This window comes from Dyella sp. 01N448, assembly GCF_056399225.1.
This window is the reverse complement of record NZ_JBFTQX010000002.1, coordinates 94,730-120,580: the sequence shown is the minus strand read 5'-3', so window position 1 is coordinate 120,580 and position 25,851 is coordinate 94,730. Positions and strand designations below refer to the sequence as shown.

Below are 25,851 nucleotides of genomic sequence, written 5' to 3'. Positions count from 1 at the left end.
CCTAAGGGCGATGGATGGGGGGTGATGCAGCGAGGATCAGTACTGCTCCTGATGGCAGCGGCGTTCGGTGGTATAGGTGGCGTTTTTGTCCTGATGCGATTTCTGCACCTGGTTGCCCACCACGCCGCCGGCGACCGCGCCGCCGACCGTCGCAAGCGTCTTGCCCTTGCCGCCGCCGACCTGGTTGCCGAGCACGCCGCCAGCGACGGCGCCGATGGCCGTGCCTGCAACGCGATGGGTATCGCTGGAATTGACCTGCTTCACCGGTACGTCTTCGCACACGGTGCGGGTTTGCGTCTGCGCAAACGTCGCACCCGTAAAAGTCATCAGGACGATGGCGAGAGTAGTGATGGCACGCGTCTTCATGCGTCGGTCCTCCGTTGGCATGGCAACGAGAATTACGCGCCAACAAGTGACCAGCCAGTCAAATTTCAATGGTGCAAGTCAGCTGCGGTTGCAGCAATCACAGCGGCGCGTACAGGCTGATGAATCGTTCCGATACGGCGCACCGTGAATATCGGTATTCACGCCGTGCGTGCACGCAGTTCAATCGCCAATGGCGAGGATGAAGGCGTCTACGCAGGAGTCGAACGATGATCGCCGAGAACTTCGTCATGTACGTCGCGCACGGCGAGGTGCCTGCGCCCACGCCCGATCCGGTCAAGCCGCCGGGGCCGCCCAGCCCGGTCGAGCCGCCCGCGCCGCCGGAGCCACCGGCGCCCACACCCGCGCGTCCGCCGTTGACCGATCCCGAGCCGCAGCCGCCACCGGTGGGCGATCCGGTGCCACCGCCGGAGCAGCAGCCGCAGATGTGATCAAGCGAAGCGACGGACGGCATGCCGTCCGTCGCAGGTCAACGAGATGGCAATGATTTACTGCACGGCGTGCTTGATCGCACTCATCTGATCATGGCCCTGGCGCACCGAGGTATAGGCCTGCTGGATGGATTCGCGGGCAGAGAGCGACAGCTTGTCGTCCTTGAGCGCTTCATCGTATTTGGCCTTGATGTGATCTTCGCCGCGTTCCACTTCCTCGATCACCGCCTTGTCGCCATGGCTCATGGAACTGCGCAGGCCGGTGAAGACGCGATGCGCCGAAGCGAGCACGGTGCCGTCATCGGCAGGCTCGCCGCCTTCGCGACGCACGGCCTCGCGCAGATGCGCGGCGACCTGGCGGCGCTCGGCGGCGCGGGTCAGGAAGAGATCGCGGAACTGGGCGTTTTCCGCATCCTTGGCCGCTTCGGCGTAACCGTCGACGCTGTCGATGGTGGTTTCGATCAGGCCGTTCAGTACCTTGATTTCGTGGTCGTGCTGACTCATGGGGAATAACCTCGTCGTGGGGTGTGCGACGACGATGGCGGTCCGCTCGTGAGTGCACTGCCGCTCAAATGTGAAACATCCGGAGTGAGGCGCAGATCCACTTGTCGCATTAGGCTGACGTTGCAAGAGGGCTGTGCGCATCACGCGCAGCCGACATGTTCGCGACGCGATGCATAACGTCGCGCCGCTACAACACAGGCGCCGAAGACTTTGGCCAGATGAGTCGTTGAGTCACCATGACCAAGAATCGCGACAACCTCGATAGCGATCTGGATCGACTGCAAGGCTATGCGCAGGCACTGGCCCGGAAATATCCGGAGCCGCCTTTGTTCTGGCAGGAATTCTCAGGCCTGGCGGAAGAAGTGCTGCGCAATGCTGCGCGCGACGATCACGATTGGGCGCTGCAGCGTATTCGCCGCATGGTGGCAGAGGTGGGCATGGGGGCTCCGCCGGCCAGGACGTGATCGATCAGGCCACGGCCTTGGCGGTTGCGTCGATGGCCGCAAGCAGTGTTCGACGGTCATACGGCTTGTTCAGATAGTGGATGCCCGACGCCAGCCATGCGGGATCGGGCACGGCCTCGCCCGAGGTCATCAGCACGCGCAGCCCCGGATGGGCCAGTCGCGCGAGGCGGGCCAGTTCCGCGCCGCTCATGCCGCCGGGCATGTTGATATCGGTAAACAGCACGTCGGGCTGGCCTTGTTTAAGCCATTCGCTGGCCAGTTCGCCATTGGCCATCGCATGCACGCGATGGCCCTGCGACTCCAATAACACGCTCGCAATCGTGCGGATGCCGTCGTCATCTTCGACGAGAAGAATGGTCAGGACGTGATCGGAGCTCATGGAGTCGCTTAGTGGACGAAAGGCTGTAACCGTTCTGTCTAAGGGCGTGAGCGTCAACGGCGTGTCAAATTTCCATACACATCGATCTTTTACTCAGCGCCTATTCCCAAGCCCTGCTTGATCCCGGATGATGAATGAATTCAATGGGGAGACTGCCATATGTCGATTCTCAAGCCGGCAACCATCGACGCCATCAAGAACAACGAGCCTGCCTTGCTCGCAGGGTGGGTCGCGAACTTGGAGCAGGGTGGTTCGTTGTCGGATAACCGCATCAGTCGCGACGACGTGAGCCGCCAGGCGAAGGAATTCCTGGCCTTGCTGGTGAGCGCGTCGGCCACGGGCGATGCGGCCGACCTGTCAACGACCGATTGGGCGGAATCGCGCCAGTTCCTCGAAACGCTGTCGCGCAGCCGCGCGATGCAGGGCTTCGACTCGTATCACACGGCGCACTTCATCTTTTCGCTGAAGCGTCCGTTGTTTGATCTGCTGCAGAAGACCTATGCGAGCAATCCCTCGGTGCTGTCAGGTGAGCTGTGGGCCATCTCCGAGCTGCTCGACACCTTGGGCATGCACACCATTCGCGCGTTCCAGAAGTCCCGCGAAGAAGTGATCCGGCGTCAGCAGGAAGAACTGCTCGAGCTTTCCACGCCGGTGGTCAAGCTGTGGGATGGCGTGCTGGCCTTGCCGATGATCGGTACGCTCGATTCGCAGCGCACCCAGGTGGTGATGGAGTCTCTGCTGCAGCGTATCGTGGAAACCGGTTCGGATATCGCCATTATCGACATCACCGGCGTGCCCACCGTGGATACGCTGGTGGCCCAGCACCTGTTGAAGACCGTGACGGCGATCCGGCTGATGGGCGCGGACTGCATCATCAGCGGCATCCGGCCGCAGATCGCGCAGACCATCGTGCATCTAGGCCTGGACCTGGGCGGTATCGTGACCAAGGCCAACCTGGCCGACGCGCTGGCGCTGGCGCTCAAGCGCTCGGGCCTGAGCGTGACGAAGGCCGGGTAAGCTCATGGATCGCATTCCCATTCTTCGCATGGGTAGCTTTCTGCTGGTCACCATCCAGGTCGACATGCATGATCAGCTCGCCATGACACTGCAGGACGATCTCTCGGCCAAGATCAGCGAGACCTCGGCCAAGGGTGTGCTGATCGATATTTCCGCGCTTGACGTGGTCGACTCCTTCATCGGCCGGATGATCGGCATGATCTCTGGCCTGTCGCGCATCATGGATGCCGAGACCGTGGTGGTCGGCATGCAGCCGGCCGTGGCCATCACCCTGGTGGAACTGGGCCTCACCTTGTCCGGCGTGAGCACGGCGCTCGATGTCGAGCGCGGCATGAAACTTCTGCGCGAGCGTGTCCCGACGCAATGAGTACGCCGCGCAGTGGAACCTACGCCATCCGCTCTGAGCAGGACGTTGTGCTCGGGCGCCAGGCCGTGCGCAAGCTGGCGCAGGAATGCGGCTTGCGCCTGGTGGATCAGACCAAGCTGGTGACCGCGGTCAGCGAGCTGGCGCGCAACGCCGTGATCTACGGCGGCGGCGGAGACATGGATTGGACGATCGTGGAAGAGGGCGCGCGCAAGGGCGTGCAGCTGGTTTTTCGCGATACCGGTCCGGGCATCGCCGATCTGAAGCAGGCCATGACCGATGGCTGGACCTCCGGCAACGGCCTGGGGCTTGGCCTGGCAGGTGCCAAGCGGCTGGTCGACCAATTCGAAATACAGAGCGCGCCAGGAAAGGGAACGCGCGTCACCATCACCAAATGGAATTGACGCTGCCTGGATCGCTTGGCGTCGCCATTGCGATCGATGAAATCACCCAGGTCGGCCAGGCGCGCCGTTACGCGCAGCAGCTGGCCGATGAAGCGGGTTTCGACGATGGCGATGCCGGGCGTGTCGCGCTGGTGGTGACCGAGCTGGCCACCAATGTGATCAAGCATGGCCGTGGAGGCGCGGTCTATTTGCGAGCGGTCCCTGGGCGACGCACGCGCGGCATCGAGATCGTCGCGGTGGACCGCGGACCGGGCTTCAGTCTTGCCCATTGCCTGCCGGACGGCTTCTCCACCGGCGGCACGCGGGGCATCGGGCTCGGCGCCGTGGTTCGCCAGTCGCAGGTGATGGATGTCTACGCCGATAGCCGCGGCGCGGTGGTGCTGGCCCGTTTCTATCCGCGTCAGCAGGCCGACGATGATCTGCGTTTCGGCGTGAGCCAGACGGCGTTGCATGGTGAAGCGTATTGCGGGGATGGCTGGGCGCTGGCGAGCAAGGGCACCACCTGGTCGTTCCTGATGGTCGACGGGTTGGGACATGGCGAAGCCGCAGCGTTGGCCGCAGAGGCCGCCGTCAAGGCCTTTGTCGCCCAGCCGCTGGCCGAGCCTGCGGCCCTGATGGCGGATCTGCACCAGGCCATGATGGGTACGCGCGGTGGTGCGGTGGCCTTGGCTCGGGTGGACACTGCCCAGGGAACGTTGCGCTTTTCCGGCATCGGCAACATCTCTGCGTCGTTGCTCACGCCGGAGGCCACGCGCGGCCTGGCCTCCCACCCCGGCATTGTCGGTGCGCAGTTTCGACGCGCCCAGGCCTTCGATTTCAGCGATATCATCGGGCAGTTGCTGATCATGCATAGCGACGGGCTGCAGTCGAGGTGGCGCATGGCGGATTATCCGGGCTTGTGGCAGCGGCATCCGGCGGTGATTGCCGCGGTATTGCATCGCGACTTCAATCGGATTCGCGACGACGCCACCGTCATGGTGATCTCCCTGGAGCGGACGCATGTCTGAATCCACTGAACCCCGTTCCGAGGCATCCATGCGCGAGGAGTTGGAGCGCTTGCGCGAGGAGTCGGAGTCGCTGCGCGCCGAGCTTGAGGAAACCAATCAGGGCGTGGTTGCGCTCTACGCCGAACTGGACAAGCAGGCCGAGCAGTTGCGCGAAGCCTCCGAGCTGAAGAGCCGCTTCCTGTCCTATATGAGTCACGAATTCCGCACGCCGCTGGGTTCCATCCTCAGCATCGCGCGCATCATGACCGACGAAATGGATGGCCAGCTTTCGGAAGAACAGCATCGCCAGGTCAAGTACATCTCCAACGCCGCGCGCGAACTGAGCGACATGGTCGACGACTTGCTGGACCTGGCCAAGATCGAGGCGGGGCGCATCACCATCTCGCCGGCCTGGTTCGACATGGTGGACCTGTTCTCCGCGCTGCGCGGCACCTTCCGTCCGATCACCGAGCTGACCGACGCCGACCTGATCTTCGAAGATCCCGAAGGCATGCCCAAGCTCTACACCGATGACCGCAAGGTGGCGCAGATCCTGCGCAATTACATCTCCAACGCCTTGAAGTTCACGCCGCGCGGCACCGTGAAAGTGTCGGCAACTCTGCAGGACGACGGCACCGTGTGCTTTGCCGTGCGCGATACCGGCATCGGCATCCCGCAAGATCTGCAGCAGGATCTGTTCAAGGATTTCAGCCAGCTGGAATCGCCGTTGCAGAAGCGCCTGCGCGGCACCGGCCTGGGTCTTGCGCTGTGCAAGCGCTATGCGGAATTGCTCGGTGGCCACGTCGGCATGGAAAGCAAGCCGGGCGAGGGTTCGGTGTTCTTCGTCGTTCTGCCGCGCACGCTCCCGGAGGCTGCTGCCGATGCCACGCCATAACCAGCTGCTGATCGTCGACGACAACGCCGCGACACGCTATTCGATGCGGCGCGTGCTCGAGCGCCACGGCTATCCCGTGCTGGAGGCCGGCACCGGCGCGGAAGGCCTCGCCTTGATGGCGCAGCATGTGTTTGCCGCCCTGATCCTGGACGTGAATCTGCCCGATATCAGCGGCTTCGACATTGTCCGGCACCTGCGTAGCCAGGCGCCGACGCGCTTGCTGCCCGTCATCCACGTGTCGGCCGCGTCGATCGAAACCAACGATTTGATCACCGGCCTGGATGCGGGCGCCGATGCCTACCTGATTCATCCGGTGGACCCGGACGTGCTGCTGGCCACGTTGCGCACCTTGTTGCGTGTGCGTATTGCCGAAGATGCGCTGCTGGAAAGCGAGGCGCGCTTCCGCGAGATCTTCACCAGCGCGATCGCACCCATCGCGGTGATGGACTCGGGCCTGGTGATCCATGAGGCGAACGAGGCCTTCATGCGGCTGCTGGACAGCGCCGCGGACGACGGCAGGTTGCCGGCGGCATTCGAGCACAATCAGGAAGATGCCATCGAGCAATTGCGCACGCATCTGTCAGAGCGCAAGCGCTGGCGTGGCACCTTCTCCATGAGTATTCGCGGCGTCGCTCGTTACATCGAGTGGCGTATCGCGCCGTATCGTGCGCCGGACCTGGGCCTGGTGTTTGTCGAGGATGTCACCGAGCAGTGGCGGCGCGAGCAACGCCATGTGGCGGCCCTGGCCTCGGTCAATACCCAGCTGGCCCAGGAAATCGCCGAGCGCGAACGCACGGAGTCGCAGCTGCACCAGGCCATGAAGATGGACGCGCTGGGCAAGCTGACCGGCGGCATTGCGCACGACTTCAACAACCTGCTCACCACCATCATCACCGGCATCGACCTGATGAGTCGCCATGTCGCGGAGGGTCGCGTGGAAGGCGTGCAGCGCTTTGCCGATATGGCGCTGGGTTCGGCGCGCCGCGCCGTGTCGCTGACGCATCGCCTGCTGGCCTTTGCGCGCCAGCAGCCGCTCGATCCCAGGCCGGTGGACATCAATCAGCTGATGCGTTCGCTCGGCGACCTGCTGCGCCGGACCATCGGCGAGCATATCGAGTTGCGCTTCGATTTGATGGACGGCACCGGTATCGCCAAGGTCGATGCGAACCAGCTGGAAAACGCCATCATCAACCTGGTCATCAATGCACGCGACGCCATGCCCAACGGCGGCGAGATTCGCGTGCTCACCTCCACGGTCAGCCTGGAAGGCGACAGCGAGTTGCCCGATGGCGACTATGTGCAGGTGGCGGTGATCGACAATGGCACCGGCATCGAGCCTGAAGTGCTGGAGCGCGTGTTCGAGCCGTTCTTCTCGACCAAGCCGATCGGCAAGGGCACGGGCCTGGGGCTGTCGATGATCTACGGGTTCTCGCGGCAGTCCGGCGGTCGCGTATCCATCTGCAGCCAGAGCGGCGTGGGCACGGAAGTGCGGATCACCCTGCCGCGCGGACACTTGCAGGTGGAAGAGGAAGTCGATGCTTCGATCGACCTGGTGCAAGGGCAGGGCGAAAGCATCCTCATCGTGGAGGACAACACCTCGCTGCGCGCGCTGGCCCGCGAGCTGCTCTCCGATGCGGGTTATCACTGTACCGAGGCAGAGGACGTGGAGGCCGCGTTGCGCGCCCTGCGCGGCGATGCCGCCATCCATCTCCTGCTAACCGATGTCGGCCTGCCGGGCATGAATGGCCGGCAGCTGGCTGAGGCGGCGCGCGCATGGCGACCGGCCTTGCCGATTCTCTTCATGACCGGCTACGCCGAGCGTGCATTGACCGGCGAAGAGTTGCTGGACGAAGGCATGGACATCCTGATCAAGCCCTTTGAGATCGACCAGCTGCTGACCAAGGTGCGCGACATGCTCAATTGAGCGCGCCGACTGGGGCGTGAATGCGCACGTGCTGCGCATCTGTCCTTGCCGTGCAGCTAACAAGTGGCGAGCGCAGCTGAAGACGCATTCAGAAGAACGCCGTGTTTTCTTCTATTTTCACAGGGCGGGCACCACCCAATTCCTAAAAACGTCCTGTCGCAATTAGGCGGCTCTGGAGGATGTTATGGATAAGAATCGCGTTGAAGGCACCAAGCATGAAGTAAAGGGCGCTATCAAAGAAGGCGTCGGCAAGATCACCAACAATCCCGCCAAGGAAGTCGCAGGCAATATCGAAAAGAATGCCGGCAAGATCCAGAAGGAAGTCGGCAAAGAGCACGATCGCCAGCGCGACCTCGATAAGCACCATTAATTTGCACGTACTTACGCTCTAACAGGGAGAGCGGCGCTCGGCAGGGCGCCGCTACTCTTCAGCCCGGACTGATTTCCCTGAGCACATCGGCACAGCGCACGCCTTCGCTGGCCATGCGCAGGAGCAAGGCGCGCAGATGCTCATCATCGCGTCCGCAGGGCGTATCCAGGGCCAGATCCGTCAGCAGCACGATATTGCTGAGGATATTGTTGGCACGGTGGACGGCGCCCATCGCGGCGGTAGACGTTCCATTCTCCGCCCCCAGGATCTGCCAGCACAGCAGTGGCCACATCAGCATGCGGATCTCGGCCAGCAAGGCGATGGTATCGCTGACATCGACGTCGTCGTGGGTGAAATAGACACCCAGCGAACCGAATTTCATGGGGCCTTGCTGCAAAGCCACCGCAGCGCCGCCGGCGATGCCCAGCTTCGCCAGCCAGGGGTCGCGACTGAACATGCTGCGTTCGAGCGCAACCGGCGTGGGCGCGCTGAATAGGTGCTCGATCGTGCTGCCACCCAGCGGATACAGATCGCGCGACAGGGCTTGAGCACTTGGGCCATACGACGATGCGAGCGAGCCATGCGTGCCCGCGCCGTTGAGGCGCAACACTAGGCACACGTCGGCGCCAACCTGTTGGCCGATGGTGGCGAGCAGCCACTGCATCGCTTCGGTCGCCGAGGGCCGGCCGAACGCTTCGCCGATCCAGCCTGGGATGGCGCTGCTGAAGCTCGACGGCGATGCATTCATGGCTTGCCTGCAGTCACCGCGTTCGGTGACAGAGAGATCATTCGGTGCGCTCACGCGCTCGGCCAACAGGGTGTCCAAACCCTCCGTCCAGCTCACCAGCGTAGGCGAGCCCGCGCGCGCGAGGCTCGCTCGCCAAGGTGAACGCCCGTCCACGCCACGCCAAACGCCAACGGTAACACCGCCAGGCGCAGCGCGGGCGATACCAGTCCACTTCCGGCAAGCAGCATGCAGGCCAACACCAGCAGCAGATCCGCCCCCAGGCGCCTGCGCCGGCAATCGGCAACTTTCCTGAGGTAAATGGCCATCGCCTCGTCAAACGCCGCCCGTTCCCCGAGCGAGGTGACACTGCGTTCCCGCGTGGCCATCATGCGCATTCGCTTTCCCCCAGCCTGGCGCCCCTACGGCGCGTGAAGGCATGGTAGCGGCTGAGAAGGTGATGACCGTATCAAGAAATCGTGTGAATGGAATTGCGCGCTCTACACACCATAAAGACCCGATTGACAGCCTCGGGCGTATGGGGAAAATCGCGGGATCTACGTTATGAAACGGTGATGTTTCCAGTTCGCTGGCAGCACGCCGTCCTCGCGTTGGCCGGTGTCGGCGATGTGTTCAAGGGGGTTCGATGGAATCGGTAGCCATGCGCTCGCGCATGAGGCGAGGCATCGTTGGCGGGTTCGCGCTATTGGGCGTGGCCTGCGTATTGATCGTGTTTGCCGTGGCGTCGAGTTTTCGCGCCGAACGGTGGGTGGAGCATTCGCTGGAGCTGCAGCAGAGCACCTGGGAGCTTTTCAGTCTCGTGCAGGATGCCGAGACGGGGCAGCGCGGTTATCTGCTGACCGGCGATCGCTCCTATCTCCAGCCCTTCCTCGAGGCGAAGGCGCAACTGCCCGAACGCGAAGATCAGCTGCGCCGCATGGTGGCGCTCAGCCCCGAGCGCGCTGCCCAGCAGAATCAGCTGTTCGATCTGATCGCCGCGAAGATGGATGAGCTGGGCCGCACCGTGCAACTGCGCGGCAACGGCCAGCTCGATGAATCCGCCGCGCTGGTCAAGACCGACGCCGGCCGCCAGCTGATGGTGCAGATACGCAGCGTCGTCACCGGCATGGACCGGGGCGAGCAGGACGTACTGAGCAAGCGCACCTCGGCCATGGATACGCAGCGCCTGCTGCTGATGGTCGCCATCGTGCTGGCGATCGGGCTGGCCTGCGCGCTGGCCTATATGGTGATACGCGAGGGCCGGCAGCACTCTCATGCGTTGCGACGCTCCGTGCTGGCGCTGGAGCAGGAAATCCAGCAGCGCGAAGAAGTCGAGGCACAGCTGCGCCAGGCGCAGAAGATGGAAGCGATCGGCCAGCTCACCGGTGGCGTCGCCCACGATTTCAACAATATGCTGGCCATCATCATCGGCAATCTCGAGTTGCTGATACGGCGGCTGCCCACGGAGGACGCTCGCCTGCAGGGGCCCGCCAACAACGCGCTCAACGGCGCGATGATGGCGGGGGAGCTGACCAAGCAACTGCTGGCGTTCTCGCGCCAGCAGGCGCTGCAACCCAAACCCACCGACATCAATCTGTGCATTCGCGACATGTCCGCGCTATTGCGCCGGTCGCTGGGCGAAAACATCCAGATCGAGACGGTGCAGGCCGGCGGCCTGTGGCCAGCCTTTGTCGATCGCGCGCAACTGGAAAGCGCTATCGTCAATCTCGCGGTGAACAGCCGCGACGCCATGAATGGCTCGGGCAAGCTCACCATCGAGACGGCCAACACCGTGCTCGATCGCACCTACGCCAAGCAGCATCTGGAAGTCACCTCGGGCCAGTACGTGATGGTGGCGGTGACCGACACCGGTGGCGGCATGAGCGCGGAGGTCATGCAGAAAGCCTTCGACCCGTTCTTCAGCACCAAGGAGCTGGGCAAGGGTACGGGCCTGGGCCTGAGCCAGGTGCACGGCTTCGTCAAGCAATCGCACGGGCACATCAAGATCTACAGCGAGATCGGCGTCGGTACGACGGTGAAGATCTATCTGCCGCGCGACTTCTCCGAGGCGCTGGACGAGACGGTTGCGCCCCATCGTGAGGAGGCCTTGCTCTCGCAGCACAAAGTGCTGGTGGTCGAGGACGATCAGGATGTGCGCCTGTTCGTGGTCAACGCGCTGCGCGAGATCGGCTATATCGCGATCGAAGCCGGCGGCGCGGATGCCGCCTTGATGGCCCTGGACGAACACCCCGACGTCCGCGTACTGCTGACCGATGTGGTGATGCCCGGCACCAATGGCCGTCAATTGGCCAGCAAGGCCAAGGAGCGCTACCCCGAACTGATCGTGGTCTACATGACCGGCTATACGCGTAACGCGATTGTCCACAATGGTGTCCTCGACCCCGGCGTGCGCTTGATCAGCAAGCCGTTCACCATGGTGGACCTGGCGCGCGAGATGCTGGCGGCGATCAAGGACGGCACCAGCGAGCACGCCTAGCGGGAGCCAGGCGTTGCTGGGCGGGATTTCACGCGTGGCTCACCGCGGGCTCACGCGGGAGGGCTTTTGCTCAGGGTTCGTCTTTCGAGGAGCCCTGCCATGGCCCGCCCCATCTGGAACGGAACGCTGTCGTTCGGTCTGTTGAACGTGCCGGTATCCGTGATGCCGGCGGAGCGCCGCGTCGACCTGCATTTCCGCATGCTCGACAGCCGCAGCAATACGCCCATCCGCTACGAGCGCGTCAACGCCGACACCGGCGAGGAGGTGCCGTGGAAGGACATCGTCAAGGCGTACGAATACAAGAAGGGCAGCTACGTGGTGCTGCGGCCCGAAGACATCAAATCCGCCTCACCGGAAGGGCGCGAGGCGGTGGAGGTGGAGGCCTTTGTCGATGCCGCGGCCGTAGGCCCCGAATACTTCGAGAAGCCCTATGTGCTGGTGCCCGGCAAGAAGGCCGAAAAGGGTTATGTGCTGCTGCGCGAAACGCTGCGACGCACCGGCAAGATCGGCATCGCACGCGTGGTGATACGTACGCGTGGCTATCTCTCCGCGGTGATTCCCAAGGATGACAGCCTGCTGCTGGTGCTGCTGCGCTATCCGCAGGAGCTGGTAGATGTGGACGATTACGCGCTGCCGTCGGGGAAAACAGCCAGCTATCGCATTACCGCCAAGGAATTGCAGATGGCCGAGCAACTGGTCGATTCCATGTCCGGCAAGTGGGAGCCGGGCGACTTCCGGGACGAATTCCGCGACCGCCTGCACAAGGTGATCGAGAAGCGCATGAAGTCCAAGGGCGTGGTGACGCCGATCGATGACGAGCCGTCGGCGCCGGAAGACGCCAGCACCAATGTGGTGGATTTCATGTCGCTGCTGCAGAAGAGCCTGGCGAGCAAGAAACGCACGCCGGCAAAGAAAGCGGCTTCGCGCAGCAAGGCCAAGGAGACCAGCACTCCGCGCAAACGCGCCACGGCCAAGAAGACCGCCAAGAAAGCACCTGCCCGCAAGCGCGCGTCGCGACGAACCGCTTGAATCTCGGACATGACGCAAGACTGAGCCGAACCCGACCTCGTCACGCAGCGACCACGCAGAACCGACGCGACCCGTATGGCGTGTTTTGCAGGATCGGCACCCACCAGTCAGGAGAGGTAGCGTCATGACACAAGCCAGAATCAACGGTCGCAAAGTGGCGATGCTTGCCACCGACGGTTTCGAACAGTCGGAGCTGATGGAGCCCAAGCGCTTGCTGGAAGAAGCGGGTGCACAGGTGACGGTGATTGCCCCGGAAGGCAAGCAGCAGATCACCGGCTGGAACAAGAAGGACTGGGGTGACGATGTCCGTGTCGATGCATCGCTCGACGAGGCCAAGGCCGAGGGTTTCGATGCGCTGGTGTTGCCCGGCGGCGTGATAAATCCGGACAACCTGCGCCAGCTTCCGCAGGCGGTCGAATTCGTCAAGGCCTTCGGCAGCGCGGGCAAGCCGATCGCCGCTATTTGCCATGGGCCGTGGACTTTGATCAATGCGGGCCTGGTCAAGGGCCACCAGGTCACCTCATGGCCGTCCCTGCGCCAGGATCTCGAAAATGCCGGCGCCACCTGGGTGGACCGCGACGTGGTGACCGACGGTCAGCTCATCACCAGCCGGAAGCCCGCGGATATTCCTGCCTTCGTCGATGCGGTGATTAAAAGCCTGGCGGCCTGATCTATCTGCTTACGAGGACTTGGGCTTTTGCCGTGGGTTGTTTTGCGGCTCATGCGGGGTGTGCTCGTCGGGCATGTTCTTGCCCTTCGATGGCGTGGGTTGCGGTTCGGGATAGCCTGAGGTGCCCGGTGGCTGATGATGCGGGTCCTGCTCTTTCTTGTGGTTGCTCATGGCGATGGCCTTTGCGGGACGTATCCCGAGGCTGTCGCCTGGCTCTTCAAGAAGGCGTCGCGCTGGCGTGAGTGTTGCGTTGTGCGTTCAGGCCCGAGATTCAGTCGCGCTTGCGGGTCCTGAACGCGAGGCTGATGCGCGGGCCCAGCGGATGGGTCTGCTTGGGAATGCCGTGGTCGTAATGGAGCTGGGTTTCCCAGCTCATCAGCAGCAGGCTGCCGGCCGCCAGATCCAGGTCCAGGCGCCGTGCCGGCACGTGTTTCTTGTTGCGGATGTGCATGCGTCGCGTCTCGCCCAGTGAGATCAGCGCGATCGGGTGACCTTCGTGCAGATCGCCGAGGCGGTCGTTGTGCATGGCGACGCTGTCGTGCTCGTCGCGATAGAGATTGAGGCCGATGCTGTTGAACTGCTCGCCGGTGATGGCGCGCACCTGCTCGAGCGCTTTGCCCAGGGGCTCGGGCAGATCCGCATCGTCGGCTGCAAAATGTGCAGTCAGGCGCGGCACATCGAGCTCGCGTTCGTACATCACGCGGCGCTGTTGCCGCCAGATCGGGCTGTCCAGCAGCAGCGCGTGCCACTGCGCCGCCTGCTCGGCGGGGATGACGTTTTCTTCATAGACGATCCGTCCGCTGGTGTCATCCAGCAGCACCAGCGGGCCTTGGGAAAACAGCGAAAATTGCGTCACGGGCGGGCAGGGCAAAGAGCTTGGGAATGGCCTGGAGATGGGGGCGGTCAGCCTGAATTCGAGTGCCCCGTGCGGCGCTCAAAAAGCCCCGTCGTCCGTGGGTGGCTTCGCTCGCCGACTTGGCCACGCGCCCTCTTCGTCGGGGTTGTCGGTATCGAGGAAGGCTTCGGGCAGGTCGAAGGCGTCGACCTGCGCGGCGTATTTTTGCAGCAAGGATTCTGCGCCGGCAGCCGCCTGCAGCGTGGCGAGTTCCTCGGCATAAGCGATCGGGAAAATGCAGGGCAAGCGCAGCACGCGCTGCCGACCGCAGGCCAGGATGCGGTCGGGTGCCGCGGCGTGCGCGGCCAGCATTTTTTCCATATGGCCGACACGGATCGATGCCTGGTTGGCCAGGAGCACCATCAATGCGCGCAACGGTTCTGCGCTGGCCAGCAGCGCTTTCACGCCCTCGGCCAGCGAGCCGCCGGCACCCTCCGACGAGGCCTGGTTTTCGACAGGGACGATATCCAGATTGTTGAGGCAGGCGATGACGCCGTCCCCTTGCGCACCGACCACGACCACCACGGGCTGCAGGCGTGCAGCCAGTGCATCACGTGCGACGCGTCGCACCGTAGGTTCGCCATCGATGGCGATGACCTGCCTGAGCGCATCAAGGCGACTGGCGCTGTCGGCCGCCAGGATGATGCCGCCCACGCGAAGTTTGCGGTGATTCATTGCCGTGTCCACACGTGGAGCAGACGGGCTTCGTCATCGACGGTGACGGGCGGATTGGCGATGTCCATGGTGCAGAGTCAGCGACGAATCGCGTGGAGATTTTGTCAACGTGCCGACAAGCATCACATCGTCGACGAATCAGACAGGTCGATGGAGTCATCAGGCTTGCAATGGCTTAGACTGAGCTCGAACCCACTACGCAGGTATATCGATGGCTATTGATCTGAAGAACCTTACGCCCAAAGAACTGCAGGCTCTCATTGCGAACGCGAGTGCCCATATGCAGGAGGCACGGGTGGCCCACGTGCGGGCCATCAAGGAAAAGATCGATGCCCTGTTGAGTCATGCAGGCCTGAACCTGGACGACGTCTATCCCGCGCGCGGCAAGAAGGTCGCGGGCAAGAAGGGCAAGACCGGCTCGGTAGCGCCGAAGTATCGCGACCCGTCTGATCCATCCGTGACGTGGTCGGGACGTGGCCGCCAGCCGCTCTGGTTCGTGAAGGCGCTCAAGCGTCGCGGCGTGACCGAAGCGGATCTGCTGATTGACGGCGCTGCCAGCTCCGCTGCGCAACCCAAGCGCGCCAAAGCCGCCAAAAAGACGCCGAAAAAGGCCGTGAAGCGTGCGGTGCGCAAGACCACTGCCAAGAAGAAAGCCTAAGACGGCCTGATCGCGCTGCGGTGATCGGCCTCACCATCACCGCAGCGCGATACCTGCTCAGGTCAGCGTAACCGCCAGCGCAAACGTGATGGCCCAGAGCGCGAGCTGCAGCGCCAGCGTAGGCAGGATCTGCCGGACGCGACGACGGCCGGGGGCCGTGAACCAGAACATGATGGGAATCTGCCCGAACATCAGCAGCTGGGCGATGTGATCGGCCAGGTCGTTGACGTGGTGCGCGTGCAGTCCGTACCGCAACAGCTCGGATGCGATCATCAGCAGGACAGCCAGCGACATCAGCAGCGGGAGGGCACCGTCCCAGGCCCGCAGCGGCGCAGTGGCTGCATGTTTATAGGCCATGGCAACACTCTCTTTGCCGATACGGCGCGACCATGCCCGCCCCATGTGGCAGGCGCATGACGGCCACCGGGCGCCGGCATCCGTCCACCGTGGCGCGTTGGCGATGGCCGCGGTTTGCTGCGGATTGGCCGGTTCCCTCGGCTCGCTGGATGGCTACGGGCCGAATACGGAACTTTCGCTCCGGTCGGCGTAAGCTCCGACAACTGCGGGCACCGTCGACGCGCGCCAGAACCCGCCCGACGCGCGTCCAGGCGGCCCACCGGACCAGGCTCATGCACCTTGGGTGACCGCTTTCGGTTTCCCGCCACGACAGGGGCATAGACGCCTGACGCATCGAAAGAACGTGTAGTGGGTTCATCCTCCCAAGGAGAGAGCGCATGTCAACCGAAGCAAAGTGCCCCTTCATCCATGCCGCCGGCGGCGGTACGACGAACCGGGACTGGTGGCCCAAGCAACTGCGAGTGGATCTGCTCGCACAGCACTCGAGCAAATCCAATCCGCTCGATCAAGGCTTCAACTACGCCGAAGCCTTCAACAAGCTCGACCTGCCCGCGGTGAAGAGGGATCTGACCGCACTGATGACCGATTCGCAGGATTGGTGGCCCGCTGATTTCGGCCACTACGGTCCGCTGTTCATCCGTATGGCCTGGCATAGCGCCGGCACTTACCGCATCGGCGATGGCCGTGGTGGTGGCGGACGCGGACAGCAACGTTTTGCGCCGCTCAACAGCTGGCCCGACAACGTGAGCCTGGACAAGGCACGTCGCCTGCTGTGGCCGATCAAGCAGAAGTATGGCCAGAGCATTTCCTGGGCCGATCTGATGATTCTTGCCGGCAACGTCGCACTGGAGTCGATGGGCTTCAAGACCTTCGGATTCGGTGGCGGGCGCGAGGACACTTGGGAACCCGATCAGGACGTCTACTGGGGCAACGAGAAGACCTGGCTGGGCGGCGATATCCGCTATGGCAAAGGCAAGCCCGGTGACGAGAAAGAAGGCGTGCTGGTGGCCGAGCCGGAACTGCATGGCAGCGAGACCAGCCGCACCGATGGCGGACGCAATCTCGAAAACCCGCTGGGCGCCGTGCAGATGGGCCTGATCTACGTGAATCCGGAAGGCCCAGACGGCAATCCCGATCCGGCCGCGGCCAGTCACGATATCCGCGATACCTTCGGCCGCATGGCGATGAACGACGAAGAGACCGTGGCGCTGATCGCGGGCGGTCACACCTTCGGCAAGACGCACGGCGCCGGTCCCGCCGATCATGTCGGTCCGGAGCCCGAAGGTGCGGATCTCGAGCACATGGGACTGGGTTGGGTCAGCACGTTTGGTAGCGGCAAGGGCGCCGACACCATCACCAGTGGCCTGGAAGTCACCTGGACCAGCACGCCCACGCGCTGGAGCAACAACTTCTTCTGGAATCTGTTCGGCTTCGAATGGGAGCTCACCAAGAGCCCGGCCGGCGCCAACCAGTGGCAGCCGAAGAATGGTGCCGGTGCGGGCACCGTGCCGCATGCGCACGACAAGGACAAGCGCATCGCGCCGTCGATGCTCACCACCGACATCGCGCTGCGCGTGGATCCGGTGTACGAGAAAATCTCGCGGCGCTTCATGGAAAATCCGGACCAGTTTGCCGATGCCTTCGCCCGCGCCTGGTTCAAGCTCACCCATCGCGACATGGGTCCGCGCGCCCGCTATCTCGGCCCGGAAGTGCCCAAGGAAGAGCTGATCTGGCAGGATCCGATTCCCGCCGTCGATCATCCGCTGGTGGAGGAGCAGGACATCGCCTCGCTCAAGCAGAAGCTGCAATCGTCCGGACTATCGGTCGCGCAGCTGGTGCAAACGGCGTGGGCGTCGGCATCCACCTTCCGCGGTTCGGATAAGCGTGGCGGCGCCAATGGCGCACGTATTCGCCTGGCGCCGCAGAAAGACTGGCCGGTCAATCAGCCCGACGAGTTGGCCAAGGTGCTGAAGGTGCTGGAAGGCATCCGGGACGACTTCAACAAGGGCCAGTCCGGTGGCAAGAAGATTTCGCTGGCCGATCTGATCGTGCTCGCCGGCAGCGCCGGCATCGAGCAGGCCGCGAAAAATGCGGGCCATCCGCTCAATGTGCCGTTCTCGCCGGGCCGCATGGACGCCTCGCAGGAACAGACCGAAGTGGAATCGGTAGCCATGCTCGAACCGGTGGCCGATGGTTTCCGCAACTTCCTCAAGGGCAAGTACAGCATCCCGGCCGAGCAGCTGCTGATCGACAAGGCCCAGCTGCTGACGTTGACCGCGCCGGAGATGACCGCGCTGATCGGTGGTCTGCGCGTGCTCAACGTGCACACCGGCAAGGATGCCCATGGCGTGCTCACCGACAAGCCCGAAACACTCACCAACGACTACTTCCGCAACCTGCTCGACATGGGCGTGGAATGGACGTCGACCTCGCACGATGTGTTCGAGGGACGCGATCGCAAGAGCGGCAAGGTGAAGTGGACGGGCAGTCGCGTGGATCTGATTTTCGGCGCGCATGCCCAGCTGCGTGCCTTGTCGGAAGTCTATGCGGCGCAAGACGGCAAGGAGAAATTCCTGCGCGACTTCGTGGCGGCCTGGGTCAAGGTGATGAACCTCGACCGGTTCGATCTCGCCGCCTGATCGATGACGACGCCCCGCCGGGAGCAGGTTCCCGGCGGGGCGTTAGTTTGTTCAGGGCGCGAGCTGCAGACGTGTCATGTCGGGTCGCTCGTCGGATGGGTCTTCAGGATCGTGCCGCATGCGTGGGCACAGCGGCCGGCTGCTCTCTTCTTAACTTAAATATGATGTGTATCATATAAAAATCCACGCCACCCCAAACTCCGCCGCGGAAATCATCATGCTCACCTCCGACCCCGTCGTTATCGTCGCCGCCGCCCGTACGCCGCTGGGGCGTTTCCAGGGTGCGCTATCCGGTCTGGCCGGTCATGCGCTGGGCAGCATCGCCATGCGTGCCGCCATCGCCCGCGCCGGCGTTGCCCCGGACATGGTTGACGAAGTCCTGATGGGTTGCGTGCTCCCGGCCGGGCAGCGACAGGCGCCCGCGCGCCAGGCGGCCTGGGGTGCGGGACTGCCGCGCGAGGTGGGCGCCACCGCCATCAACAAGGTCTGCGGCTCGGGCATGAAGGCGGCCATGCTGGCGCACGATCTGCTCGCCGCCGGTTCGGCCCGGGTGGTCATGGCCGGCGGCATGGAGTCGATGACGAACGCGCCTTATCTGCTGTCCAAGGCGAGGGGCGGCTATCGCGTCGGCCATGATCAGATCTTCGATCACATGATGCTCGATGGCCTGGAAGACGCCTATGAACAAGGCCGCCCGATGGGCGACTTCGGCGAGATGGCCGCCGAGCGCTACGGCTTTGATCGCGCCGCCCAGGATGCGTGGGCCATCGAGACCTTGCAGCGCGCGCAGGCGGCGGCACGCGAGCAAGCCTTCGCCGATGAAATCGCGCCGATCGAGCTGCATGACCGCACGGGTACCAGCGTGTTCAAGGATGACGAGCACCCGCAGCGCGTCTCCGTCGAAAAGATTCCCGCGTTGAAGCCTGCCTTTCGCGAAAACGGCAGCATCACGGCTGCCAGTGCCTCGGCCAACGCCGATGGCGCGGCTGCCCTGCTGATGACGCGGCGTTCGATCGCCGAGCAGCAGGGTTGGCCGGTGCTCGCCATCGTCAAAGGCCACGCCACCCATTCGCACGAACCGGCCTGGTACACCACGGCGCCGGTGCCGGCGATCCGCAAGTTGCTGGCGGCGCTGGACTGGTCCATCGACAGCGTGGACCTGTTCGAGATCAACGAAGCGTTTGCGGTGGTGCCGATGATTGCGGCCAAGGAGCTTGGCATCCCGCGCGACAAGATCAATGTGCACGGTGGCGCCTGCGCACTGGGCCATCCCATTGGCGCCACCGGCGCGCGCCTGCTGGTGACCCTGGTGCACGCGCTGCGGCGGGCGAAGTTGCAGCGAGGCGTGGCGTCGCTGTGCATCGGCGGCGGCGAGGCCACGGCGGTGGCGCTGGAGCTGCCCGCCTGAAGCGGGTGCAGGACGGAAGCTGAGGCGGCCCGCGGCCGAGATGAAAGCTCGTTCATCTCGCGCCGGGAAACGAGCGGATTGCCCCGCTTTGGAGCAAGATGGCAACCTTCCCGCGCTCAACGGGTACTTACCGCGGACGCTTGCGCGTTACCCGGCCAGGCTTCCCTCTCCATCACAAGGGCTCCAAGCAATGAAACACTTTCTTGTCCGTTCGCTCGCCATCACCGCCCTGACCCTGGCGACGTCAGCGTTCGCGGCCGCCGGCCAGGGCGATGCCGCGCCCAGCTTCAACGCTCCGGCCAGCAAGGCAGGCAAGACCATCTCGTTCTCACTGGCCGACGCACTCAAGTCGGGGCCGGTGGTGGTCTATTTCTTCCCCTCGGCTTATACCGGCGGTTGCGATATCGAGGCGCATGAGTTTGCGCAGGAGACGGAGAAGTTCAAGGCCGCCGGCGCCACCGTGATCGGCGTGTCGGAGGACAGCATCCAGCGCCTCAACACCTTCTCGTCCGATCCCAACTACTGCGCCGGCAAGTTTGCGGTGGCCTCCGATCCGGACGGCAAGATCGCCCAGTCCTATGGCCTGAAGGTGTCTGCTGCCGATCCCAAGGCCGTCGACGTGCGCGGCGTGGCCATCGACCATGGCTTCATCGAACGCACCACCTTCGTGATCGGACGCGACGGCAAGATCGCTGCCGTGCTTTCCTCGGAAACCGATCACCTGCATCCCAAGGATCACGTGAGCAAGTCGCTGAGCGTGGTCGAGCAGATGAAGAGCCCGAAGGCTCCGTAAGCGCCATGGGTGCGCGGCCAGTGCCGCGCACCTTTCACCGCAGGGCCGCGGCGCTACGAACAGAGCGTCGAGGTGGATGCGCTTGCCACCCGCTTCAGTGAAAGGCGGTATGGAGTGCGGCCAGCAGCAGCGACTCGCTGAATGGCTTGAACAGGCAGTCGACCGCGCCGCGCTTGAGTGCCAGCGTGCGCACGCTTTCATCCCTGCTGGCGGTGATGAAGACGATGGGAATATCCCGCCCGCTTTGCGCCAACACTTGTTGCAGTTCGAGTCCCGACATGCCTGGCATGGCCATGTCCAGAATCAGGCAGCGTGCCGCGCCGACACAGTCCGAACTGAGGAAAGCTTCCGCCGACGGAAAGGCCCGCACCGAGTAACCAAACTCCATCAACAGGTCGGGCAAGGACTCGCGCACGGACTCGTCGTCGTCCACCACCGTAACCAGGGGACCTGCAGCGGTCACAGCTGCCTCGTGTTGCGCGTCGTGCCGGTGGTTGCTGTTTGCGTCGCCGGCTCATCCTGGCTGGCGCGCGGAATGGAAAACCAGAAGCTCACGCCCGGTCCGTCGTTGGGCGCGGCCCATAGCCGTCCCTGATGGCGCTCGATGATGGACTGGCTGATCGATAGTCCTATCCCCATGCCGCCGTCCTTGGTCGTATAGAACGTATCGAACAGTTTGCTCACGCCCTTGGGCCCGAAGCCCACGCCCGAATCGCGTACCGTCAGGCGTACACGGTCGCCGGTGTCGCGTTCGGTGCGGATCACCACCTGCCTGGGACGATCGTCCACCTCGCGCATGGCTTCAGCCGCATTCATCAGCAAGTTGAGGATCACCTGCTGGAGTTGCACGCGATCGCCCATCACCAGCGGCATGTCATCGAGCAGCTCGGCTTTCAACATCACGCGGCTGCTCTTGAGCGTGCTCTGCGAAAGCGCGATGACTTCACGGGTGGCGTCGTTCAAGTTCACCCACTCGGGCACGGTTGCCTTGTTGCTGAAGAGGGCGCGCACGCGCGTCATCACATCGGCCGCGCGATGGCCGTCGCGGATGGTGCGCTTGGCGGTGTCGATGGCTCCCTCGATGCATGGCGGATCGGCAGCCAGCTGGCGCAGGCAGGTGCTTGCATTGGTGATCACGCCTGACAGGGGCTGGTTGACCTCGTGCGCGATCGATGCGGTGAGCACACCGAGGCTGTTGATCTTGGTCATGCTCGCCAGCTCGGCGCGCAACGCGCCCAGGGTTTCTTCCGAAGTGCGTCGCTGGGTGACGTCTTGCACGGCGCCGAGGTACTCGCGTCCGTAGCGGCCTCGCGTGCTGTGGGAAACGATGTGTACGTGCTTGATCGACCCGTTGGGCATCAACAGGCGTATTTCGTAGTCGTGGTCGTTGCCTGCCGTGCGCGCATCGATCCGCTTGTCGGTCAGCAGCGGCATGTCATCGGGATGCACGCGATCGGTAATCCGCTCCAGCGTGACGGTGCTGCCCTGGGCGAATCCAAAGATGCGATACAGCTCTTCGGAGAAGACGATCTCGTCGCTGTCCAGGCACCAGGAAAAGCTGCCGGTAAGGCTGATGCGCTGGCCATCGGCGAGAAATGCCTCGCTGCGGCGCAGCTTTTCATCGGCGCGCTTGCGGTCGTCGATATCGATGCTGATGCCATACCAGCGGATGATGCCGCCGTACTCGTTGCGCAGAGGATTGACGCGGAACAGAAACCAGCGGTACTCGCCGTCGCAGCGGCGCAGGCGGGTTTCGATCTCGCCGGGCTCGTGCGAGGCCAGGATGAGCCGCCAGGAGACCGTGAGGTTGTCCACGTCGTCCGGGTGGACGGCCACCATCCAGCCCCAGCCGAGCGCCTGCTCGGCATTGAGTCCGACATAGTCGAGATAGTGCTGGTTGAAGAACTCCGCCGAACCATCGGTGCGCGCCGACCACACCAGCGCAGGTATGGTGTGGATGGTGGCGTGCAGATTGCGCTCGGCGGTGCGCAGGGCTTCCTCCGGCCGCCGCTGGTCGTCGATATCGATCAGCAGATGCAACCAGCAGGCAATCTCGCCGTCGCCATCTCGCCAGGGCATGCCGATCACGTTGAACCAGCGGTAGACGCCGTCTGAGCGGCGGTGGCGACTCTGCACGTTGTAAGTGGAGCCGCTCTCATAGGCCTTGGACTGCGCGCCAAGGATGTAGGGCAGATCGTCCGGGTGCACGACATCGGACGGCTTGAGGCTTTTCAATTGCGAGAACGTCTTGCCGAAGTAATCGCGCGTGGCCTGGTTGATGCGCAGCAGTTTGCCCGTGCGCGTCGTGACGGCGGCCGGCACCGGCATGCTGTCCAGCGCAGCGCGCAAATCCGGCAAGGCTTTGGGCACGGCTTGTTCAAGCCGTTTGCGTTGGTCGATGTCGGTGGTGATGCCGCACCATTTTTCCACCCGGCCGGATGCGTCCGTCAGCGGACCCATCCGCAGCAGGAACCAGCGATAGTCTCCGTCGCATTGGCGCATTCGCACTTCGAGCTCCCCCTGGGCGCCGGCAGCCGCCATGGCATGCCAGCCCGCAAGCAGCGCCGAACGATCGTCAGGATGTATCGCCATTTGCCAGCCCTGGCCCAAGGCCTCATCGAAACCCAGTCCCGTGTACTCGCACCAAGATGCATTGACGAAGTCCGCGCGTCCGTCGGCAAAAGCCGTCCACGCAGGGACAGGGAGCGCGTCGAAGATACGGTTCCACTCGTGTTGCACGACGATCTTCCTCGACGTTTATGCGCCACAGCTCCGAGCGTCGTCCATGGTACTTTGGTGTCGGCGAGCAGCCTCGACGCCTTGCGGGCCTGGGCAGATGGTGGCCGCTGATGCGTGACTCCAGCGTCGACTCGGGAGCGTGGATGTTGGGCTGGGCAATCGCTGGCCAAGCTCGCGCCACAATGTGTGGAGGCGATGTGACGGCGCCCGGCCCAACCAATACCAAAGCTCGATAGACGCTGCACGGGCGACGGGTGCAGCCTCGCGGACGGGTAGGGCAGCGGGCGCCCGTCGGCTTGCCGCGCTGGCGATGAGACGATGGCGCCGGCGCTACTGGGCAAGACCCAAGTAGACGTCCGTACCGCGACGGCGGGTGGCCAGCGTGCGACTAGGATCAAGGTCTGAACATGAAAGCAAACCAGCGCCTGCTGGCCTCCTTGGTGGTGCTTGCCACGGTATTCCTGCTGGCGACGCACGCGCGGGAACAAAGCGACGCGGCGGCACCGGCGCCGGGTGCGATCCACTTGCCTCGTGAAGGCAGCCTCCCGTCGCTCGATGGCGCCGTGGCATGGCTCAATTCGCCGCCACTGACGCCCGCGGCCTTGCGCGGCAAGGTGGTGCTGGTCGATATCTGGACCTATTCGTGCATCAACTCGATACGTCAGCTCCCCTATGTGCGCGCGTGGGCGAACAAGTACCAGAAACAGGGCCTGGTCGTGATCGGCGTGCACGCCCCCGAGTTTGCGTTTGAAAAAGACCCCGACAATGTTCGCCAGGCGGTGAAGGATCTGCGCTTCGGTCCACCCCTGATCACCGCGATCGATAGCCAGCACGCGATCTGGAACGCTTTCAACAACGAGTACTGGCCTGCGCTGTACTTCATCGATGCCAAGGGCGCGATACGCCATCACGTCTTTGGCGAAGGCGAGTACGACCAGTCCGAGCGGGTCATCCAGCAATTGCTGGTCGAGGCCGGTGCCACGCAGGTGAGTCACGACCTGGTGACCGTCGATGCGCGCGGCGTTGAGGCCGCTCCCGACTGGGACGATGTGAGATCGCAGGAAACCTATATCGGCTCCGAGCGCCGCGAGAATTTCGCCTCGACCGGCGCCAGTCGGTTCAGCGAGCGCAATGTCTACGCCAGGCCATCGCTGCTGAATCTCAACCAGTGGGCGCTGGTAGGCGACTGGACGGTGGGCAAGCATTCGGCCGTACTGAACAAGGCCCAGGGACGCATTGCCTACCATTTTCATGCGCGCGACCTGCATCTGGTGATGGGGCCGGCAACGCCAGGCACATCGGTGCGCTTTCGCGTGACCATCGATGGCAAACCGCCCGGCGCCGCCCACGGTGTTGACGTGAACGAGCAGGGCGAAGGTACGGTCACCGGGCCGCGGATGTATCAACTGATCCGGCAGCCCTTGCCGATCTTCGATCACGAGTTCGCGATCGAGTTTCTCGATCCGGGCGCCGAAGCGTTTGTGTTCACCTTCGGCTGAATCGTTTGCTGCATCCGCCAAGAGGAACGCCATGAAGCGCACCGGTTCGACCGATGACATCGACGTCCGCCGCCGCCAGCTGGTGGGTGCCGCGGCTGTCACGCTGGCTGCCACGCAGCTGGGCGTGGCGTCGCTGAGCCATGCGCAACAGGGCAGCACGGATCCCAAGATGCAGGCGCCGGCCAAGGCAGCTGCGCACACTTCGTTTGCGCCGCTCAAGCAGGTCAAGGCGGGCGATCTGAGTATCGGTTATGCCGAGGCTGGCCCCGCCGGCGGACCGGTGGCCTTGTTGCTCCACGGCTGGCCCTACGACATCTACAGCTTCGTGGACGTGGCGCCCTTGCTGGCCGCGGCGGGCTATCGGGTGATCGTTCCCTATCTGCGCGGCTACGGCACCACCCGTTTCATTTCTGACAGCACCATGCGCAACGGCGAGCCGGCGGCGCTAGCGGTCGACATCGTGGCAATGATGGATGCGCTCAAGATCAAGCAGGCGACCATCGGCGGCTTCGACTGGGGTGCACGTACGGCCAATATCATCGGGGCGCTGTGGCCGCAGCGTTGCAAGGCGATGGTATCGGTGAGCGGCTATCTGATCGGCAGCCAGGCGTCCGGCAAGACGCCGCTGCCGCCCAAGGCGGAGCTGCAATGGTGGTATCAGTTCTACTTCGCGACCGATCGCGGCAAGGAGGGCTACGACAAATACCGGCACGACTTCGCCAAGCTCATCTGGCAACTCGCCTCGCCCAAATGGAATTTCGACGACGCCACCTTCGAGCGGTCAGCCGCCGCCTTCGACAATCCCGATCATGTGGCCATCGCGATCCACAACTACCGCTGGCGTCTCGGGCTGGCCCAGGGCGAAGCGAAGTATGACGAGTATGAGCAGAAGCTCGCCGCCGCTCCTGTCATTACGGTGCCCACCATCACCATGGAAGGTGACGCCAATGGCGCGCCGCATCCTGATCCCAGCGCCTATGCAAAGAAATTCACCGGCAAGTATGCGCACCGCGATATCGCCGGTGGCATCGGTCACAATCTTCCGCAGGAAGCGCCGGAGGCCTTTGCCAAGGCGATGATCGATGTCGATCACCTGTGAGTTGTTGCCGCCGGCTATTCGATTGAAATGGCCAACTCCGCCGGGCG

At 63.7% G+C, this 25,851-nt stretch carries 29 protein-coding genes; 18 read left to right on the top strand and 11 right to left on the bottom strand.

Annotation, left to right across the window (positions count from 1 at the left end; all coding sequences use genetic code 11):
- Nucleotides 1–36: 36 nt before the first annotated feature.
- Nucleotides 37–327, bottom strand: coding sequence for a glycine zipper 2TM domain-containing protein (locus AC1DKY_RS03005; protein ID WP_441602446.1), 291 nt, complete (start codon nucleotides 325–327; stop codon nucleotides 37–39).
- A gap of 266 nt (nucleotides 328–593) precedes the next feature.
- Here AC1DKY_RS03005 and AC1DKY_RS03000 point away from each other — a divergent pair, with 266 nt between their 5' ends.
- The gene (locus AC1DKY_RS03000; protein WP_441602240.1) at nucleotides 594–815 is read left to right on the top strand and encodes a hypothetical protein; all 222 of its coding nucleotides are present in this window, start codon (nucleotides 594–596) and stop codon (nucleotides 813–815) included.
- Nucleotides 816–872: 57 nt separating this feature from the next.
- On the opposite strand, the gene AC1DKY_RS02995 is transcribed toward AC1DKY_RS03000, so the two are convergent.
- Nucleotides 873–1,319, bottom strand: coding sequence for a ferritin-like domain-containing protein (locus AC1DKY_RS02995; RefSeq protein ID WP_441602239.1), 447 nt, complete (start codon nucleotides 1,317–1,319; stop codon nucleotides 873–875).
- Nucleotides 1,320–1,555: 236 nt separating this feature from the next.
- On the opposite strand from AC1DKY_RS02995, the gene AC1DKY_RS02990 reads away from it, so the two are divergent.
- Entirely contained in the window at nucleotides 1,556–1,783 is a 228-nt protein-coding gene (locus AC1DKY_RS02990; RefSeq protein ID WP_441602238.1) for a hypothetical protein, read from the top strand.
- A gap of 4 nt (nucleotides 1,784–1,787) precedes the next feature.
- Here the strand turns inward: AC1DKY_RS02990 and AC1DKY_RS02985 are convergent, their stop codons facing one another.
- Nucleotides 1,788–2,162, bottom strand: coding sequence for a response regulator (locus AC1DKY_RS02985; protein ID WP_441602237.1), 375 nt, complete (start codon nucleotides 2,160–2,162; stop codon nucleotides 1,788–1,790).
- 159 nt (nucleotides 2,163–2,321) lie between these two features.
- Here AC1DKY_RS02985 and AC1DKY_RS02980 point away from each other — a divergent pair, with 159 nt between their 5' ends.
- The 7 genes from AC1DKY_RS02980 to AC1DKY_RS02950 all read left to right on the top strand — a co-directional run bounded on the left by AC1DKY_RS02980 (nucleotide 2,322) and on the right by AC1DKY_RS02950 (nucleotide 8,122).
- Nucleotides 2,322–3,179, top strand: coding sequence for an STAS domain-containing protein (locus tag AC1DKY_RS02980; RefSeq protein WP_441602236.1), 858 nt, complete (start codon nucleotides 2,322–2,324; stop codon nucleotides 3,177–3,179).
- A gap of 4 nt (nucleotides 3,180–3,183) precedes the next feature.
- Nucleotides 3,184–3,546: an STAS domain-containing protein gene (locus AC1DKY_RS02975; protein WP_441602235.1), complete on the top strand. Its 363-nt coding sequence runs from the start codon at nucleotides 3,184–3,186 to the stop codon at nucleotides 3,544–3,546.
- Nucleotides 3,543–3,947, top strand: a complete 405-nt coding sequence (locus AC1DKY_RS02970; RefSeq protein WP_441602234.1) for an anti-sigma regulatory factor — start codon at nucleotides 3,543–3,545, stop codon at nucleotides 3,945–3,947. The genes AC1DKY_RS02975 and AC1DKY_RS02970 overlap by 4 nt, the downstream gene beginning before the upstream one ends.
- Entirely contained in the window at nucleotides 3,938–4,954 is a 1,017-nt protein-coding gene (locus AC1DKY_RS02965) for an ATP-binding protein (protein WP_441602233.1), read from the top strand. The genes AC1DKY_RS02970 and AC1DKY_RS02965 overlap by 10 nt, the downstream gene beginning before the upstream one ends.
- Nucleotides 4,947–5,828 carry a sensor histidine kinase gene (locus AC1DKY_RS02960; RefSeq protein ID WP_441602232.1) on the top strand — a complete coding sequence of 294 codons (882 nt, stop codon included), beginning with the start codon at nucleotides 4,947–4,949 and terminating at the stop codon, nucleotides 5,826–5,828. Before AC1DKY_RS02965 ends, AC1DKY_RS02960 begins: the two co-directional genes overlap by 8 nt.
- Nucleotides 5,815–7,752 (top strand): response regulator, encoded by a 1,938-nt coding sequence (locus tag AC1DKY_RS02955; protein ID WP_441602231.1) that lies wholly within the window; start codon nucleotides 5,815–5,817, stop codon nucleotides 7,750–7,752. The genes AC1DKY_RS02960 and AC1DKY_RS02955 overlap by 14 nt, the downstream gene beginning before the upstream one ends.
- 184 nt (nucleotides 7,753–7,936) lie before the next feature.
- Nucleotides 7,937–8,122: a CsbD family protein gene (locus AC1DKY_RS02950; RefSeq protein ID WP_441602230.1), complete on the top strand. Its 186-nt coding sequence runs from the start codon at nucleotides 7,937–7,939 to the stop codon at nucleotides 8,120–8,122.
- Between the two features lie 58 nt (nucleotides 8,123–8,180).
- On the opposite strand, the gene AC1DKY_RS02945 is transcribed toward AC1DKY_RS02950, so the two are convergent.
- Both AC1DKY_RS02945 and AC1DKY_RS02940 read right to left on the bottom strand, forming a co-directional pair.
- Complete coding sequence (locus AC1DKY_RS02945) at nucleotides 8,181–8,870, bottom strand: hypothetical protein (protein WP_441602229.1); 690 nt, start codon at nucleotides 8,868–8,870, stop codon at nucleotides 8,181–8,183.
- A gap of 92 nt (nucleotides 8,871–8,962) precedes the next feature.
- Nucleotides 8,963–9,244, bottom strand: a complete 282-nt coding sequence (locus AC1DKY_RS02940; RefSeq protein WP_441602228.1) for a hypothetical protein — start codon at nucleotides 9,242–9,244, stop codon at nucleotides 8,963–8,965.
- A gap of 263 nt (nucleotides 9,245–9,507) precedes the next feature.
- Here AC1DKY_RS02940 and AC1DKY_RS02935 point away from each other — a divergent pair, with 263 nt between their 5' ends.
- The 3 genes from AC1DKY_RS02935 to AC1DKY_RS02925 all read left to right on the top strand — a co-directional run bounded on the left by AC1DKY_RS02935 (nucleotide 9,508) and on the right by AC1DKY_RS02925 (nucleotide 13,042).
- The gene (locus AC1DKY_RS02935) at nucleotides 9,508–11,343 is read left to right on the top strand and encodes a CHASE3 domain-containing protein (RefSeq protein WP_441611201.1); all 1,836 of its coding nucleotides are present in this window, start codon (nucleotides 9,508–9,510) and stop codon (nucleotides 11,341–11,343) included.
- Nucleotides 11,344–11,442: 99 nt separating this feature from the next.
- Nucleotides 11,443–12,372: a non-homologous end joining protein Ku gene (gene ku / locus AC1DKY_RS02930; protein ID WP_441602226.1), complete on the top strand. Its 930-nt coding sequence runs from the start codon at nucleotides 11,443–11,445 to the stop codon at nucleotides 12,370–12,372.
- A gap of 124 nt (nucleotides 12,373–12,496) precedes the next feature.
- A complete protein-coding gene (locus AC1DKY_RS02925) occupies nucleotides 12,497–13,042 on the top strand; it encodes a type 1 glutamine amidotransferase domain-containing protein (protein ID WP_441602225.1) in 546 nt (181 codons plus the stop codon).
- A 9-nt stretch (nucleotides 13,043–13,051) separates the two neighbouring features.
- Here the strand turns inward: AC1DKY_RS02925 and AC1DKY_RS02920 are convergent, their stop codons facing one another.
- The 3 genes from AC1DKY_RS02920 to AC1DKY_RS02910 form a co-directional block, all read right to left on the bottom strand.
- Entirely contained in the window at nucleotides 13,052–13,213 is a 162-nt protein-coding gene (locus tag AC1DKY_RS02920; RefSeq protein ID WP_441602224.1) for a hypothetical protein, read from the bottom strand.
- Between the two features lie 100 nt (nucleotides 13,214–13,313).
- Nucleotides 13,314–13,898 (bottom strand): alpha-ketoglutarate-dependent dioxygenase AlkB, encoded by a 585-nt coding sequence (locus AC1DKY_RS02915; RefSeq protein WP_441602223.1) that lies wholly within the window; start codon nucleotides 13,896–13,898, stop codon nucleotides 13,314–13,316.
- A gap of 78 nt (nucleotides 13,899–13,976) precedes the next feature.
- Nucleotides 13,977–14,612: a nucleotidyltransferase family protein gene (locus AC1DKY_RS02910; RefSeq protein WP_441602222.1), complete on the bottom strand. Its 636-nt coding sequence runs from the start codon at nucleotides 14,610–14,612 to the stop codon at nucleotides 13,977–13,979.
- 211 nt (nucleotides 14,613–14,823) lie between these two features.
- Here AC1DKY_RS02910 and AC1DKY_RS02905 point away from each other — a divergent pair, with 211 nt between their 5' ends.
- Nucleotides 14,824–15,270, top strand: coding sequence for an H-NS histone family protein (locus AC1DKY_RS02905; RefSeq protein WP_441602221.1), 447 nt, complete (start codon nucleotides 14,824–14,826; stop codon nucleotides 15,268–15,270).
- A 57-nt stretch (nucleotides 15,271–15,327) separates the two neighbouring features.
- On the opposite strand, the gene AC1DKY_RS02900 is transcribed toward AC1DKY_RS02905, so the two are convergent.
- On the bottom strand, nucleotides 15,328–15,627 hold the full coding sequence (locus tag AC1DKY_RS02900) for a hypothetical protein (protein ID WP_441602220.1): 300 nt from the start codon (nucleotides 15,625–15,627) through the stop codon (nucleotides 15,328–15,330).
- Nucleotides 15,628–16,004: 377 nt separating this feature from the next.
- Between AC1DKY_RS02900 and katG the strand changes: the two genes are divergently transcribed.
- From katG to AC1DKY_RS02885, 3 genes are all read left to right on the top strand, one after another.
- Complete coding sequence (gene katG / locus AC1DKY_RS02895; protein ID WP_441602219.1) at nucleotides 16,005–18,266, top strand: catalase/peroxidase HPI; 2,262 nt, start codon at nucleotides 16,005–16,007, stop codon at nucleotides 18,264–18,266.
- Between the two features lie 217 nt (nucleotides 18,267–18,483).
- Nucleotides 18,484–19,674 carry an acetyl-CoA C-acyltransferase gene (locus AC1DKY_RS02890; protein WP_441602218.1) on the top strand — a complete coding sequence of 397 codons (1,191 nt, stop codon included), beginning with the start codon at nucleotides 18,484–18,486 and terminating at the stop codon, nucleotides 19,672–19,674.
- A 190-nt stretch (nucleotides 19,675–19,864) separates the two neighbouring features.
- Nucleotides 19,865–20,467, top strand: coding sequence for a peroxiredoxin (locus AC1DKY_RS02885; RefSeq protein WP_441602217.1), 603 nt, complete (start codon nucleotides 19,865–19,867; stop codon nucleotides 20,465–20,467).
- 94 nt (nucleotides 20,468–20,561) lie between these two features.
- Here AC1DKY_RS02885 and AC1DKY_RS02880 read toward each other — a convergent pair whose 3' ends face one another.
- Together AC1DKY_RS02880 and AC1DKY_RS02875 are read right to left on the bottom strand one after the other, a co-directional pair.
- The gene (locus AC1DKY_RS02880) at nucleotides 20,562–20,930 is read right to left on the bottom strand and encodes a response regulator transcription factor (protein ID WP_441602216.1); all 369 of its coding nucleotides are present in this window, start codon (nucleotides 20,928–20,930) and stop codon (nucleotides 20,562–20,564) included.
- The gene (locus AC1DKY_RS02875) at nucleotides 20,927–23,206 is read right to left on the bottom strand and encodes a PAS domain S-box protein (protein ID WP_441602215.1); all 2,280 of its coding nucleotides are present in this window, start codon (nucleotides 23,204–23,206) and stop codon (nucleotides 20,927–20,929) included. Before AC1DKY_RS02875 ends, AC1DKY_RS02880 begins: the two co-directional genes overlap by 4 nt.
- A 407-nt stretch (nucleotides 23,207–23,613) precedes the next feature.
- On the opposite strand from AC1DKY_RS02875, the gene AC1DKY_RS02870 reads away from it, so the two are divergent.
- The gene (locus tag AC1DKY_RS02870) at nucleotides 23,614–24,705 is read left to right on the top strand and encodes a redoxin domain-containing protein (protein WP_441602214.1); all 1,092 of its coding nucleotides are present in this window, start codon (nucleotides 23,614–23,616) and stop codon (nucleotides 24,703–24,705) included.
- Between the two features lie 31 nt (nucleotides 24,706–24,736).
- On the top strand, nucleotides 24,737–25,804 hold the full coding sequence (locus tag AC1DKY_RS02865) for an alpha/beta fold hydrolase (RefSeq protein WP_441602213.1): 1,068 nt from the start codon (nucleotides 24,737–24,739) through the stop codon (nucleotides 25,802–25,804).
- Nucleotides 25,805–25,851: the final 47 nt, after the last annotated feature.

Excerpts from the sequence above, each read along its gene's own strand:
- AC1DKY_RS03005 (WP_441602446.1), bottom strand. The coding sequence starts at position 327 with ATGACTTTTACGGGTGCGACGTTTGCGCAGACGCAAACCCGCACCGTG.
- AC1DKY_RS03000 (WP_441602240.1), top strand. The coding sequence starts at position 594 with ATGATCGCCGAGAACTTCGTCATGTACGTCGCGCACGGCGAGGTGCCT.
- AC1DKY_RS02995 (WP_441602239.1), bottom strand. The coding sequence starts at position 1,319 with ATGAGTCAGCACGACCACGAAATCAAGGTACTGAACGGCCTGATCGAA.
- AC1DKY_RS02990 (WP_441602238.1), top strand. The coding sequence starts at position 1,556 with ATGACCAAGAATCGCGACAACCTCGATAGCGATCTGGATCGACTGCAA.
- AC1DKY_RS02985 (WP_441602237.1), bottom strand. The coding sequence starts at position 2,162 with ATGAGCTCCGATCACGTCCTGACCATTCTTCTCGTCGAAGATGACGAC.
- AC1DKY_RS02980 (WP_441602236.1), top strand. The coding sequence starts at position 2,322 with ATGTCGATTCTCAAGCCGGCAACCATCGACGCCATCAAGAACAACGAG.
- AC1DKY_RS02975 (WP_441602235.1), top strand. The coding sequence starts at position 3,184 with ATGGATCGCATTCCCATTCTTCGCATGGGTAGCTTTCTGCTGGTCACC.
- AC1DKY_RS02970 (WP_441602234.1), top strand. The coding sequence starts at position 3,543 with ATGAGTACGCCGCGCAGTGGAACCTACGCCATCCGCTCTGAGCAGGAC.
- AC1DKY_RS02965 (WP_441602233.1), top strand. The coding sequence starts at position 3,938 with ATGGAATTGACGCTGCCTGGATCGCTTGGCGTCGCCATTGCGATCGAT.
- AC1DKY_RS02960 (WP_441602232.1), top strand. The coding sequence starts at position 4,947 with ATGTCTGAATCCACTGAACCCCGTTCCGAGGCATCCATGCGCGAGGAG.
- AC1DKY_RS02955 (WP_441602231.1), top strand. The coding sequence starts at position 5,815 with ATGCCACGCCATAACCAGCTGCTGATCGTCGACGACAACGCCGCGACA.
- AC1DKY_RS02950 (WP_441602230.1), top strand. The coding sequence starts at position 7,937 with ATGGATAAGAATCGCGTTGAAGGCACCAAGCATGAAGTAAAGGGCGCT.
- AC1DKY_RS02945 (WP_441602229.1), bottom strand. The coding sequence starts at position 8,870 with ATGAATGCATCGCCGTCGAGCTTCAGCAGCGCCATCCCAGGCTGGATC.
- AC1DKY_RS02940 (WP_441602228.1), bottom strand. The coding sequence starts at position 9,244 with ATGCGCATGATGGCCACGCGGGAACGCAGTGTCACCTCGCTCGGGGAA.
- AC1DKY_RS02935 (WP_441611201.1), top strand. The coding sequence starts at position 9,508 with ATGCGCTCGCGCATGAGGCGAGGCATCGTTGGCGGGTTCGCGCTATTG.
- ku (WP_441602226.1), top strand. The coding sequence starts at position 11,443 with ATGGCCCGCCCCATCTGGAACGGAACGCTGTCGTTCGGTCTGTTGAAC.
- AC1DKY_RS02925 (WP_441602225.1), top strand. The coding sequence starts at position 12,497 with ATGACACAAGCCAGAATCAACGGTCGCAAAGTGGCGATGCTTGCCACC.
- AC1DKY_RS02920 (WP_441602224.1), bottom strand. The coding sequence starts at position 13,213 with ATGAGCAACCACAAGAAAGAGCAGGACCCGCATCATCAGCCACCGGGC.
- AC1DKY_RS02910 (WP_441602222.1), bottom strand. The coding sequence starts at position 14,612 with ATGAATCACCGCAAACTTCGCGTGGGCGGCATCATCCTGGCGGCCGAC.
- AC1DKY_RS02905 (WP_441602221.1), top strand. The coding sequence starts at position 14,824 with ATGGCTATTGATCTGAAGAACCTTACGCCCAAAGAACTGCAGGCTCTC.
- AC1DKY_RS02900 (WP_441602220.1), bottom strand. The coding sequence starts at position 15,627 with ATGGCCTATAAACATGCAGCCACTGCGCCGCTGCGGGCCTGGGACGGT.
- katG (WP_441602219.1), top strand. The coding sequence starts at position 16,005 with ATGTCAACCGAAGCAAAGTGCCCCTTCATCCATGCCGCCGGCGGCGGT.
- AC1DKY_RS02890 (WP_441602218.1), top strand. The coding sequence starts at position 18,484 with ATGCTCACCTCCGACCCCGTCGTTATCGTCGCCGCCGCCCGTACGCCG.
- AC1DKY_RS02885 (WP_441602217.1), top strand. The coding sequence starts at position 19,865 with ATGAAACACTTTCTTGTCCGTTCGCTCGCCATCACCGCCCTGACCCTG.
- AC1DKY_RS02870 (WP_441602214.1), top strand. The coding sequence starts at position 23,614 with ATGAAAGCAAACCAGCGCCTGCTGGCCTCCTTGGTGGTGCTTGCCACG.
- AC1DKY_RS02865 (WP_441602213.1), top strand. The coding sequence starts at position 24,737 with ATGAAGCGCACCGGTTCGACCGATGACATCGACGTCCGCCGCCGCCAG.